The organism is Streptomyces prasinopilosus (assembly GCF_001419695.1).
In the GTDB taxonomy this organism is placed as follows: Bacteria; Actinomycetota; Actinomycetes; order Streptomycetales; family Streptomycetaceae; genus Streptomyces; species Streptomyces prasinopilosus.
Genome location: NZ_LIRG01000540.1, coordinates 1 through 12,630, shown reverse-complemented (window position 1 = coordinate 12,630; position 12,630 = coordinate 1). Strand labels below are relative to the sequence as shown.

Genomic DNA, 12,630 nt, shown 5'->3' with positions numbered 1-12,630 from the left:
GGCGACCGGGTCGCCGTGGACGCCAAGGGCCGCGTCGTCGGCCTGGAGCGGGCCAAGGGCCGGGAACACATACCCGTCCAGATCCGCAAGTCCGGCGGCCACACCTACGTCCTGCCGGCGGACGCCGCCCGGCTGATCGCCGGAGGCCGGCTCGACCGGCGGCTCTTCGACATCACCGAACTCGGCAAGGACTCCACCCGCCGCTCCCAGCAGCGCGGCCCGAAGGTCATCGTCGGCTACCAGGGCCGCGCGGCCGCCGCCGCGAAGTCCGACGTCCGCGAGGCGGCCACGCTCCGCCGGACCCTCGGCGCGCTGAACGCGGACGCCGTGCAGACCCCGCACGAGGACGCGCCCGACCTGTGGAAGGCGGTCACCGACGGCGACCGGACCGCGTCCGGCATCGCCCACGTCTGGCTCGACGGCGTCCGCGAGGCGTCCCTCGACAAGTCCGTCCCGCAGATCGGCGCCCCCAAGGCGTGGGCCTCCGGCTACGACGGCAAGGGCGTGAAGATCGCCGTCCTGGACACCGGTGTCGACACGGCCCACGCGGACCTGAAGGGCCAGGTGACCGCGTCCAAGGACTTCACCGGCTCGCCGAACGCCGGCGACAGGGTCGGCCACGGCACCCACGTCGCCTCGATCGCGGTCGGCACCGGCGCCAAGGCGGGCGGCACGTACAAGGGCGTCGCACCCGGCGCCAAGGTGCTCAACGGCAAGGTCCTCGACGACGCCGGCTTCGGCGACGACTCCGGCATCCTGGCCGGCATGGAGTGGGCCGTCGCGCAGGGCGCCGACATCGTCAACATGAGCCTGGGCGGCCGGGACACGGCCGAGATCGACCCGCTGGAGGCGGCGGTCAACAAGCTCTCCGCCGAGAAGGGCGTCCTGTTCGCCATCGCGGCGGGCAACGAGGGCCCCCGGTCGCTCAACTCGCCCGGCAGCGCCGAAGCCGCCCTCACCGTGGGCGCCGTCGACGACAAGGACAAGCTCGCCGACTTCTCCTCCACCGGCCCCCGCCTCGGCGACGGTGCCGTCAAGCCGGACGTCACCGCGCCCGGCGTCGACATCGCGGCCGCCTCGGCCAAGGGCAACGACATCGCCAAGGAGGTCGGCGAGAAGCCGGCCGGCTACATGTCCATCTCGGGCACGTCGATGGCGACCCCGCACGTCGCGGGCGCGGCCGCGCTCCTGAAGCAGCAGCACCCCGACTGGAGCTCCGCGGAGCTGAAGGGCGCGCTCACCGGCTCCACCAAGGGCGGCGCGTACACGCCGTTCGAGCAGGGCACCGGGCGGATCCAGGTCGACAGGGCCGTCAAGCAGACGGTGATCGCCGAGCCGGCCTCGCTGAGCTTCGGCGTCCAGCAGTGGCCGCACACCGACGACAAGCCGGTCACCAAGGCGCTGACCTACCGCAACCTCGGCACCGCGGACGTCACCCTGAAGCTGACGTCCACCGCCACCGGCCCCAAGGGCAAGGCGGCCCCGGCCGGCTTCTTCACCCTGGGCGCCACCACGGTGACGGTTCCCGCGGGCGGCACCGCCTCCGTCGACCTCACCGCGAACACCAAGCTCGGCGGCACCACCGACGGCTCCTACTCGGCCTACGTGGTCGCGACCGGCGGCGGCCAGACCGTGCGCACGGCCGCGGGCGTGGAGCGGGAGGCCGAGTCCTACGACGTGACCCTGAAGGTCCTCGGCCGCGACGGCAAGGCCACGGCCAACTACGGCACGGACCTGATGGCCATCTCCGGCGCCGCCGCCGGCGAGTGGTACCAGCCCTACGACGCCGACGGCACCGTCACCGTCCGGGTGCCCAAGGGCACCTACGTCCTGAACACCTCGGTGTACGCCGGTACCGACCCCGAGAAGTTCACCGGCGCCGACTGGCTCGCCCAGCCGAAGCTGAGCGTCACCAAGAAGACGACGGTCACGCTGGACGCCCGCAAGGCCAAGCCGGTGAAGATCACCGTGCCGGACTCGGCGGCCAAGGAGCAGTTCGTCTCGGCCGACTACGGGCTGGAGACGAAGAACAGCTTCTACGGCTTCGGCTGGTGGCTGGAGTCGCTCAAGAACTTCCGCACCGCCCACCTCGGCCCGGAGATCACCGACGGCTCGCTGACCCAGCAGTGGGACACCCACTGGAGCAAGGGCAGCAAGGCGCAGTACAGCACCGTCGCGGGCGGCAAGGTCAAGAAGCTCGCCACCGGCTACACCCGCGCCTACAAGGCGTCCGAGCTGGCCACGGTGAAGGTCGCCATGGGCGCGGCGGCGAGCGGCAAGAAGGGCGTGGTCAGCGCCATGGGCATGCTGCCGGACAGCTACTCCGCCTCCGGGTTCGGCATCGCGCAGACCCTGCCCAGCACCCGCACCCTCCACCTGTCCACCAAGAACGGGGTGCGGTGGGGCCTCGACTTCGAGCAGCAGGGCGGCGTCGACGCCGAGGGCTGGCCGGTCGTCGAGTCCTCCTACACCCTCGGTGACGACTTCGCCTTCAAGGCCGGCACGACGTACTCCAAGACCGTGCACAAGGCGGTCTTCGGACCGCGTGTCACCTCGGACTACGGCCTCTTCCGCGACGGCAACCACATCTACGGCATCCTCCCGCTGTTCGCCGACGGCCAGGGCAACGTCGGCTTCTCGAAGGTCGCCTCGGTCACCACCAGCCTGTACCGCAACGGCACCAAGGTCGGCTCCCACGACGACCCGCTGGTCGGTGAGGACGCGTTCAAGGTGCCCTCCGCCGACGCCTCCTACCGGCTGACGACCTCGGTCAAGCGCAGCGCCAAGGTCTCCGCGGCGTCCACCCGCGTCGACGCGAGCTGGACCTTCCGCTCCAAGAAGACCTCCGACGCGAAGCACCTGCCCGTCTCCACGGCGCGCTTCCAGGCGGTCACCGGACTGGACAGCAAGGTCACGGCGGGCAAGAAGGTCACCTTCCCGGTCACCGTCGAGGGCGCGGCCAAGGGCAAGAACCTCAAGTCGCTGACGGTGTGGGTCTCCTACGACGCCGGCAAGACCTGGAAGAAGACCACGGTCACGAAGGGCAAGATCACCGTCAAGAACCCCGCGAAGAAGAAGGCGATCTCCTTCCGCGCCAAGATCACCGACAAGAACGGCAACACGTCGACGATCTCCATCCACAACGCCTACCACGGCAAGTGAGCCGGCCGCCGGCCCACTGCTGAGCACGGGGGAGGGCCCGCCGGAAGCCAGGCTTCCGGCGGGCCCTCCCCCGTGTCGCCCCTCAGTGCGGCAGCGTCGCCGGGCTGCCGCCGTTGGCCTCGTAGCCCGCGACCGCCAGGGCCCGGTAGACCGCGAACTCCGCCGCGGGGTCCGGGGACAGGGTCCAGGGGAGCGCGCCGACGTGGCCGTCGATGTGCGTCAGCTGGGTCATGGCCTCCGCCCAGCGCTCACCGCGGACCAGGAAGAAGACCAGCAGGTGCCGCACGTGCGCGGCCATCGGGTCGTCGGGACGGGCCGCGTGCACCGCGTGCAGCGCGCCGTGGACCGCCTTCGTGACCACCTCGCTCCGGTAGAAGCCGCTGACCAGGTTCACCTCCGGCAGGTGCTCGAACACCGCGAACAGCGGCATCGCGGCCAGCAGCGAACCCCGCGGGGCCCGGGCGGCCGCGGCCTCCGCGAACGCGTACGCCAGCTCCCGCGAGCCGTGCCACTTCTCGCACCAGTAGTGCAGGGCGGCCAGGTGCGCGCCCATGTGGGCCGGCGCGCGGTCCAGGATCTTCAGCCAGACCTGCTCGAAGTCCTTCCGCTCGTAGGCCAGCCCGCGGGCCACCGAGAGCTCCACGATGTACGGGACCGGGTCACCGGGGGCCAGCAGCGCCGCCTCGCCGCACGCCGCCCTCGCCTCCTCCATGATGATCCGGAACTCGTCCGTCCCGGGCGTCGCCGTGCGCCACGCCTGCTGCACCAGGAACTCGGCGTGCACCGCCGCGCCCCCCGCGTCCTTGGGCGCCTCCGCCCGCCACGTCCGCAGCCACTGCCCGCCCGGCGACTCACCGGCCGTACCGGGGCGCGCGGCGAGTTCGAGCGAGGCGGCGCCCGCGAAGGCCTGGACGCGCTGCCAGCGCAGCTCGCTCGTCATCTCGGTGCCGGCCAGCAGCTGCCGGGCCCCGCGGTAGTCCCGGGTGCGCTGCACCAGGTCCAGGACGTCCAGCAGATCCTGGTCGGGGCCGGGCATGCGGACGTCCAGCTCCTCCTCCAGGGCGAAGCCGTAGCCGGCCGGGTCCGCCGCGTCGGGATGACCGGCCGGTACCTGTGTGATCCCGCCGCGCCCGCGCCTCAGGAACGGCAGCACCACGAAGCCGATCATGACCACCCCGAGCAGGACCAAGAGAATCTCCATGTCTCAAGCGAACCAGATCGCGTCGGCACTTGGCGAGCGTGGTGCCGGGCCGGCGGACGACTCGGCTGCGGTCATCGGGGGCGCGGGCGGACTACCCTCGGTGCACATGAGCGACACGCACATCAGCCAGCACTTCGAGACGCTCGCGATTCACGCGGGCAACACGGCCGACCCCCTCACCGGCGCGGTCGTGCCGCCGATCTACCAGGTGTCCACGTACAAGCAGGACGGTGTCGGAGGCCTGCGCGGCGGCTACGAGTACAGCCGCAGCGCCAACCCGACCAGGACCGCCCTGGAGGAGAACCTCGCGGCCCTGGAGGGCGGCCGCCGCGGCCTCGCGTTCGCGTCCGGGCTGGCGGCCGAGGACTGCCTGCTGCGCACGCTGCTCAGCCCCGGCGACCACGTGGTGATCCCGAACGACGCGTACGGCGGCACGTTCCGCCTGTTCGCCAAGGTCGTCGCCCGCTGGGGCGTGGAGTGGTCGGTGGCCGACACCGGTGACCCGGCCGCCGTCCGGGCCGCGATCACCCCGAAGACCAAGGCCGTGTGGGTGGAGACCCCCTCCAACCCGCTGCTCGGCATCACCGACATCGCCGCCGTCGCCCAGGTCGCCCGGGACGCCGGCGCCCGCCTCGTCGTCGACAACACCTTCGCCACCCCGTACCTCCAGCAGCCGCTCGCGCTCGGCGCGGACGTCGTCGTGCACTCCCTGACCAAGTACATGGGCGGCCACTCGGACGTCGTCGGCGGCGCCCTGGCCACGGGCGACGCGGAGCTCGGCGAGGAACTGGCCTACCACCAGAACGCGATGGGCGCGGTCGCCGGGCCGTTCGACTCCTGGCTGGTGCTGCGCGGCACCAAGACGCTCTCCGTGCGCATGGACCGGCACAGCGAGAACGCCACCAAGGTCGCCGACATGCTCACCCGGCACGCGCGCGTGACGAGCGTCCTCTACCCGGGGCTGCCCGAGCACCCCGGCCACGAGGTCGCCGCCAAGCAGATGCGGTCCTTCGGCGGCATGATCTCCTTCCGCGTGGAGGGCGGCGAGGAAGCGGCCGTCGAGGTCTGCAACCGGGCCAGGATCTTCACGCTCGGCGAGTCCCTGGGCGGTGTCGAGTCGCTGATCGAGCACCCCGGCCGCATGACGCACGCGTCCGTCGCGGGCTCCGCCCTCGAGGTCCCCGCCGACCTGGTCCGCCTCTCCGTCGGCATCGAGAACGTCGACGACCTGCTCGAGGACCTCCGGCAGGCGCTCGCCGGGTAGCACGAGGACCCCGAAGCCCCCGGGGCCCGTACGCGCGGGGTGGAGCCGTGCCCGACGGCGGCTCCGCCCCCGCCGCGTGCCCGGCCCGCAGCGGGGGAGCCGTGCACGGCGCGGTCCAGGAGTGGTCACACTCACGGTGCCGGTGGCCCGGGAGGAGGACCGCTCCTCCGGTGCCGGCGGCTCAGGAGGAGGACCGTTCCTCCGGGCCCGGCGCGTCCGGCGCCGACATCCGCGCGGACAGCGCGCCGTTGAAGCGCGTGAGGAGCGCGCAGAACGCCTCGCGCTCCTCCTGCTCCCAGTCCTGTGTCAGTTCGGCCATCAACTGACGCCTGGAGGAACGGACTTCCTCCAGGCGTGCGTGCCCGCGCGGAGACAGCTGAAGCACCACCGCCCGGCCGTCCTCGGGGTGCGAGGTGCGTTTCACCAGACCGGTGTCGACCAGCGGGGCCACCTGGCGGGTGACCGTCGACGAGTCGATGCCCATGCTCGCGGCGAGCGCCTTGACCCCCATCGGCCCTTCGCTGTCGAGGCGGTTGAGCAGCAGGTAGGCGGCGCGGTCCATGAAGGTGCGCACCTGGCCGACGCCGCCGAGCCGGGTCTGTTCGGCGCGGCGGGCGAACAGCGCCACCTCGTGCTGCAGCGTGTCGAGGAGGCCGGTGTCACCGACGGTCGTCGTGTCCATCGACATGTCAGGTGTTGTGGGCATGGCCGGAGGCTCACTTCGTGGAGGGCTGCTAATTGGGGGACAGGGTACGCGGCCGGAGGGCGGGCCGTACCGGCGCTGCGCAAAGCCGGGGCCGCCCGCCGGTCCACCGCGCACGCCCGCGGCCGTGGACTGCGATGCTGGAGTCATGGGCCACGGCACGGCTGACTCCTTGCGCACCGTCACCCCCGACGATGTGCGCGGCGCCCGGAAGACGCTCCAGGGTGTCGCGCGGACGACCGCGATGGAGAGCAGCAGGCACCTGTCCCGCACGGTGGGCACCCCGGTGCACCTGAAGTGCGAGAACCTCCAGCGCACGGGGTCGTTCAAGCTGCGCGGCGCGTACGTCCGGATCGCCGGGCTGCCGCCGGAGCGGCGCGCCGCCGGGGTCGTCGCCGCGAGCGCCGGCAACCACGCGCAGGGCGTCGCGCTCGCCTCCTCGCTCCTCGGGGTGGGCTCGACGGTGTTCATGCCGGAGGGCGCCCCGCTGCCGAAGATCAGCGCCACCCGGGAGTACGGCGCCGAGGTGCGCCTGCACGGCCAGGTGGTCGACGAGGCACTGGCCGCCGCGGAGGAGTACGCGGCCCGGACGGGCGCGGTGCTCATCCACCCCTTCGACCACCCCGACATCGTCGCCGGGCAGGGCACCGTGGGCCTGGAGATCCTGGAGCAGTGCCCGGAGGTGCGCACGATCGTCGTCGGCACGGGCGGCGGAGGGCTGATCGCCGGCATCGCGGTCGCGGTGAAGGCGCTGCGGCCGGACGTACGGATCATCGGGGTGCAGGCGGAGGGGGCGGCCGCGTACCCGCCGTCGCTGGCGGCCGGGCACCCGGTGTCGGTGCGCGATCCGGCGACGATGGCCGACGGCATCAAGGTGGGACGGCCCGGCGACGTGCCGTTCGGGATCGTCGACGTGCTGGTGGACGAGATCCGCACCGTCACCGAGGGCGAGCTGTCGGCCGCGCTGCTGCTGTGCCTGGAGCGGGCCAAGCTGGTCGTGGAGCCGGCCGGGGCGAGCCCGGTCGCGGCGCTGCTGAGCCGTCCCGGCTCGTTCGAGGGGCCGGTCGTCGCGGTGCTGTCGGGCGGCAACATCGATCCGGTGCTGATGGAGCGGGTGCTGCGGCACGGGATGGCGGCGCAGGGCCGCTACCTGGCCGTGCGGCTGCGTCTGGCGGACCGGCCGGGCGCCCTCGCGGCGCTCCTCGGGGTGCTGTCGGGGGCCGACGCCAACGTCCTCGACGTGAGCCACGTGCGCACCGATCCCCGGCTCGGGCTCACGGAGGTGGAGGTCGAGGTGCACCTGGAGACGAAGGGGCCGGAGCACCGCGCCGAGGTCGACCGGACCCTGCGCGACGCGGGCTACACGGTCATCGGCTGACCCCGCGCTCCTCCTTCGTCACCCGTTCGTGGCAACGCGCCGAGGGGCGCGATGTATCGCGTCATGGTGTGGGTCGCGCGTCCGGTCCCGGTGCGCGGCGGCGCCCGGGCACGGCGGGACGGGGCCGTGACGAGGCGGGACACGGCACACCTTCCTAGGCTTCTCAGAAGAATCCCCGATGACGTGGAGACTCATATGCCAGGCGCCATCCATGCCGAAGGCCTGGTGAAGACCTTCGGCGACGTAAGGGCACTGGACGGCGTCGACCTCGACGTCCCCGAGGGCACCGTCCTGGGCCTGCTCGGGCCGAACGGCGCGGGCAAGACCACCGCCGTCCGCTGCCTGACCACCCTGCTGCGGCCCGACCACGGCAGGGCCGTGGTCGCCGGGATCGACGTGCTCGAACGGCCTGACGCCGTGCGCCGGTCCATCGGCCTGTCCGGCCAGTTCGCGGCGGTCGACGAGTACCTGACCGGCCGCGAGAACCTGCGGATGGTCGGGCAGCTCTACCGGATGAGGGCCGGGGCGGCGAAGGCGCGCGCGGACGAACTGCTGGAGCAGTTCCACCTCGCGGACGCCGCCGACCGCATCGCGAAGACCTACTCCGGCGGCATGCGGCGGCGGCTCGACCTCGCGGCGGCCCTCGTCGTCTCCCCGCCCGTGATGTTCATGGACGAGCCGACCACCGGCCTCGACCCGCGCAACCGCCAGGAGCTGTGGGGCGTGATCAGGGGACTCGTCTCCGGCGGTACGACGCTGCTGCTGACCACCCAGTACCTGGAGGAGGCCGACCACCTCGCGCACGACATCGCGGTGGTCGACCACGGCCGGGTCATCGCCCAGGGCACCTCCGACCAGCTCAAGGCCCGCACCGGCGGAGAGTGCGTCGAGGTCGTGGTGCACGAGCGGCAGCACCTCCGGGCCGCCTCCGCCCTCCTGGACCGGTTCGGCCCGCGCGGCCCGGACCGGGGCGGCACCCGGGTCGAGGAACACATGCGCAAGATCACCACCCCGGTCTCCGGCGGCGCGAAGCTCCTGGCCGAGATCATCCGCGAACTCGACGTCCACGGCATCGAGATCGACGACATCGGTCTGCGCCGCCCCACCCTCGACGACGTCTTCCTCTCCCTCACCGGCCATGCCGCGCAGGACGGGGGAACGGACGGCGCACGAGCCGGCACCGAAGGATCCGGCACCGGACAGGGTCGCCGCCCCCGCGGGAAGGAGGCCGCCCGGTGAGCGCCGTCACCGACGCCGCACGGATCGCGGCACCCGGCAACCCCCTCGTCCAGTCGATCCGGGACTCCCTGATCGTCGCCCGGCGCAACCTGATCCGGATGGCCCGGATCCCCGAAGTGATCATCTTCGGGCTCGTCCAGCCCATCATGTTCGTGGTGCTCTTCTCCTACGTGTTCGGCGGGTCCATGAACATCGGGGGCACCACGGACCCGCAGGTCTACCGCGAGTTCCTGATGGCCGGCATCTTCGCCCAGACCGTCACCTTCGCCACCGCCGGAGCCGGCGCGGGCATCGCCGAGGACATGCACAAGGGGCTCATCGACCGCTTCCGCTCCCTGCCCATGGCCCGCGGCGCGGTGCTCACCGGCCGCACCCTCGCCGACCTGGTGCAGACGGCCCTCACCCTGCTGGTGCTCGCCGTGGTCGCCCTGCTGGTGGGCTGGCGCACCCACACCGGCGCGGGCGAGGTGCTCGCCGCCTTCGGACTGCTGCTGCTCTCCGGCTACGCGTTCACCTGGATCGGCGCGGTCATCGGCCTGTCGGTGCGCACCCCGGAGGCGGCCACCTCCGGCGGCCTGGTGTGGCTCTTCCCGGTCACCTTCGTGTCGAACGCGTTCGTGGACACCGGCCAGATGACCCCCTGGCTGCGGCACATCGCGGAGTGGAACCCGTTCAGCGCCACCGTCCAGGCCTGCAGGGAGCTCTTCGGCAACCCCGGGGTCTCCCCCTCGGACGCCTGGCCCATGCGGCACCCGGTGGGGGCCTCGCTGATCTGGTCGGTCCTGATCATCCTCGTCTTCAGGACGCTCGCCGTGCGCAAGTACCGTTCGGCGGGGTCATGACGAAGCCCCCGGCGGCCTCCCGTGGGGGAGGACCGCCGGGGGCCCGGTGCCGGTGGTCCGGCGGACGCGCGGCCGCCGGGGGACCGGCCGGTGTCAGCCCTTGTACGGCTCGGCCTTGAGGATCTTCACCGAGGCCTTCTTGCCGTTCGGCAGCTCGTACTCCGCCTCTTCACCGACCTTGTGGCCGTTGACTCCGGTGCCCAGCGGGGACTGCGGCGAGTACGTCTCGATGTCCGCGCTCGCGTACTCGCGCGAGGCGAGCAGGAAGGTCAGCGTGTCGTCCTCGTCGCCGTCGAAGGCGATCGTGACGACCATGCCGGGCCCCACCGTACCGTCGGCCGCCAGTGCCTCACCGACCTTGGCGTTCTCGAGGAGCTGGGTGAGCTGCCGCACGCGGAGCTCCTGCTTGCCCTGCTCCTCCTTGGCCGCGTGGTACCCGCCGTTCTCCCGCAGGTCGCCCTCCTCGCGCGCGGCGGCGATCTTCGCGGAGATCTCCGTACGCGCGGGACCAGTAAGGTACTCAAGCTCGTCCTTGAGCTTGTTGTACGCCTCCTGGGTCAGCCAGGTGACGTTCTCGCTGGTCTGGGTCACTGGTGCTCCTCGTAGGTACGTGGGAATACAAAGCAACGCCCTCCCTGAAGGATGTTCCTCCACGGATGGGCGAAACCACGAGCCTAACAATTCAACGGCGGAAGGGGGAGGACATAAGCCTCCGGAGTCATGTCTCCGCAGGTCGGAGCGGAGGTGATCCCCGTTGGACCGGCCGGGTCGGACTCAGTCGGCGCGGCACCCGAGGAGTTCGGCCGAGGAGCCCGGAGCGGTCGTGCGGAGCGTGACGACCCTGTCGATGCGGGTGTCCTCGCCGCCGAAGCGGAAGTCGGCGCGGCCCACCTCGGCGCCGTCCGCGGCCTGGGACCGCACCGTGCAGTAGCCCTCGGTCCCGGCGTCCTTGTGGACCTCCAGGCGGATCTTCACCGCGGTCTTCGAGACGTCGAAGCCGATCAGCTCGCCGCTGATCTCGTTCTTGACGACGTAGTGGTAGCCGAACCAGCCGAACAGGGCGAGCATGACCGCGGCCAGGACCGCGCCGACGATCCTGAGGGTGCGGTCCGCGCGTTCGTCCGAGGAGCGGCCGTACCGGCCCGCGGGCGGTCGCGTGCTCGCCGTACTCATGATCGTCTCCTCGGCAGGAACGGGACGTGTGCCTCCCGGGAGGCCCGGAACGGAGCTCCCGGAATTATTCACCCCCGGCTTCGGTCACTATAGAAGCCTTCCGTCCACCGCCTGCCCGCCACCCCACCGCGACGTCCCCGGGACGGCTGCCGGCGGGAGCGCGTACCGGGTGCGCGTACCGGGTGCGCGGGGGCGCCTACCGACTTGAGGAATGAGTCTTGACTGACCAGCTGCGACTGATGGCCGTGCACGCCCACCCCGACGACGAGTCGAGCAAGGGCGCGGCCACCATGGCGAAGTACGTGTCCGAGGGGGTGGACGTGCTGGTCGTGACCTGCACGGGCGGGGAGCGCGGCTCCATCCTCAACCCCAAACTGCAGGGTGACCCGTACATCGAGGAGAACATCCACGAGGTGCGCAGGAAGGAGATGGACGAGGCCCGGGAGATCCTCGGGGTCAAGCAGGAGTGGCTCGGCTTCGTCGACTCCGGTCTCCCCGAGGGCGACCCGCTGCCCCCGCTGCCCGAGGGCTGCTTCGCCCTGGAGGACGTGGGCAAGGCGGCCGGGGAGCTGGTGCGGAAGATCCGCGCGTTCCGTCCCCAGGTGATCACCACCTACGACGAGAACGGCGGCTACCCGCACCCCGACCACATCATGACCCACAAGATCACGATGGTGGCGTTCGAGGGCGCGGCGGACGCCGGGACGTATCCGGAGGACGAGTTCGGCCCGGTCTTCCAGCCGCTGAAGGTCTACTACAACCAGGGGTTCAACCGCCCCCGCACCGAGACGCTGCACCGGGCGCTGCTGGACCGGGGCATGGAGTCGCCGTACGGGGACTGGCTCAAGCGCTGGGCGGAGTCCGGCCGCAAGGAGCGCACGCTCACCACGCACGTTCCGTGCGCGGACTTCTTCGAGGTCCGCGACAAGGCGCTGATCGCGCACGCCACGCAGATCGACCCCGACGGGGGCTGGTTCCGGATCCCGATGGAGATCCAGAAGGAGGTCTGGCCCACCGAGGAGTACGAGCTGGCGAAGTCCCTCGTGGCCACCTCCCTCCCCGAGGACGACCTCTTCGCGGGCATCCGCGACAATGCCTGATATGAGCGCAAGCGCAAATCTGGCAATGAGCCACCTGGTCACCCTCGCCGAGTACGACAAGGACAAGGTCACCCCCGGTGTCCTCGGCTTCATCGTCTTCGCGGTGATGGCCGTGGCGGTCTGGGGCCTGATGAAGTCGATGAACCGGCACATGAACCGGGTGGACTTCGCCGAGCCCGGCTCCCGGGAGGCGGAGTCCGAGGACGCCGGGCAGCCGGCCGCGGACGCGGCGGGGAAGAAGGAGCAGGGCTGACCCGCGCGGTCTTCCGACGGCCCCGGAAGGCCGCGCGGCGGCGTGCCGCGGGGCGGCGAGCCCTGCGACGGCACGGCGCGTGACGGCACGCGGCAGCACCTCGCGGGGCGGTGCGCCGCGGGGGCGTCCGCGTCACAGGGTCATTCGTGTCACAGGTCGTTCGTGTCACAGGGTGGACCGCGTCACCACGGCGCCCGGCCGCCCGCCTGCCCGCACGGCCCGGCCGCTCACGCCGCCGCGCCGCCGGTCGACGCGGACCCGCCGCAGGGGCGTGCCCACCTGCCCCGGGTGACCGGCCCAGCACGTCTTCCGCCC

At 72.0% G+C, this 12,630-nt stretch carries 11 protein-coding genes; 7 read left to right on the top strand and 4 right to left on the bottom strand.

Features of this window, described 5'->3' with window-relative positions; translation table 11 throughout:
* Positions 1-3,162, top strand: a 3,162-nt coding sequence (locus AOK18_RS21565; protein ID WP_055695425.1) for a S8 family peptidase, incomplete at its 5' end; no start/stop codon positions are given.
* An 82-nt stretch (positions 3,163-3,244) separates the two neighbouring features.
* On the opposite strand, the gene AOK18_RS21560 is transcribed toward AOK18_RS21565, so the two are convergent.
* Positions 3,245-4,363: a hypothetical protein gene (locus AOK18_RS21560; RefSeq protein WP_055572622.1), complete on the bottom strand. Its 1,119-nt coding sequence runs from the start codon at positions 4,361-4,363 to the stop codon at positions 3,245-3,247.
* Positions 4,364-4,469: 106 nt separating this feature from the next.
* On the opposite strand from AOK18_RS21560, the gene AOK18_RS21555 reads away from it, so the two are divergent.
* Positions 4,470-5,627, top strand: a complete 1,158-nt coding sequence (locus AOK18_RS21555) for a cystathionine gamma-synthase (protein ID WP_055695424.1) — start codon at positions 4,470-4,472, stop codon at positions 5,625-5,627.
* A gap of 181 nt (positions 5,628-5,808) precedes the next feature.
* Here the strand turns inward: AOK18_RS21555 and AOK18_RS21550 are convergent, their stop codons facing one another.
* A complete protein-coding gene (locus tag AOK18_RS21550) occupies positions 5,809-6,315 on the bottom strand; it encodes a MarR family winged helix-turn-helix transcriptional regulator (protein ID WP_175400417.1) in 507 nt (168 codons plus the stop codon).
* Between the two features lie 163 nt (positions 6,316-6,478).
* On the opposite strand from AOK18_RS21550, the gene ilvA reads away from it, so the two are divergent.
* From ilvA to AOK18_RS21535, 3 genes are all read left to right on the top strand, one after another.
* Complete coding sequence (gene ilvA / locus AOK18_RS21545) at positions 6,479-7,708, top strand: threonine ammonia-lyase (RefSeq protein WP_055695423.1); 1,230 nt, start codon at positions 6,479-6,481, stop codon at positions 7,706-7,708.
* 195 nt (positions 7,709-7,903) lie between these two features.
* Positions 7,904-8,947, top strand: coding sequence for an ATP-binding cassette domain-containing protein (locus tag AOK18_RS21540; RefSeq protein ID WP_055695422.1), 1,044 nt, complete (start codon positions 7,904-7,906; stop codon positions 8,945-8,947).
* Positions 8,944-9,789: an ABC transporter permease gene (locus AOK18_RS21535; RefSeq protein WP_055695421.1), complete on the top strand. Its 846-nt coding sequence runs from the start codon at positions 8,944-8,946 to the stop codon at positions 9,787-9,789. Before AOK18_RS21540 ends, AOK18_RS21535 begins: the two co-directional genes overlap by 4 nt.
* A 93-nt stretch (positions 9,790-9,882) precedes the next feature.
* On the opposite strand, the gene greA is transcribed toward AOK18_RS21535, so the two are convergent.
* A complete protein-coding gene (greA, locus tag AOK18_RS21530) occupies positions 9,883-10,380 on the bottom strand; it encodes a transcription elongation factor GreA (protein WP_055574732.1) in 498 nt (165 codons plus the stop codon).
* Positions 10,381-10,563: 183 nt separating this feature from the next.
* Positions 10,564-10,962 (bottom strand): DUF4307 domain-containing protein, encoded by a 399-nt coding sequence (locus tag AOK18_RS21525; protein WP_055695420.1) that lies wholly within the window; start codon positions 10,960-10,962, stop codon positions 10,564-10,566.
* A gap of 218 nt (positions 10,963-11,180) precedes the next feature.
* Between AOK18_RS21525 and mca the strand changes: the two genes are divergently transcribed.
* Both mca and AOK18_RS21515 read left to right on the top strand, forming a co-directional pair.
* Positions 11,181-12,062 (top strand): mycothiol conjugate amidase Mca, encoded by an 882-nt coding sequence (gene mca / locus AOK18_RS21520; protein ID WP_055574734.1) that lies wholly within the window; start codon positions 11,181-11,183, stop codon positions 12,060-12,062.
* Positions 12,055-12,315 carry a hypothetical protein gene (locus AOK18_RS21515; protein WP_074994171.1) on the top strand — a complete coding sequence of 87 codons (261 nt, stop codon included), beginning with the start codon at positions 12,055-12,057 and terminating at the stop codon, positions 12,313-12,315. The genes mca and AOK18_RS21515 overlap by 8 nt, the downstream gene beginning before the upstream one ends.
* The last annotated feature ends 315 nt before the right edge of the window (positions 12,316-12,630 follow it).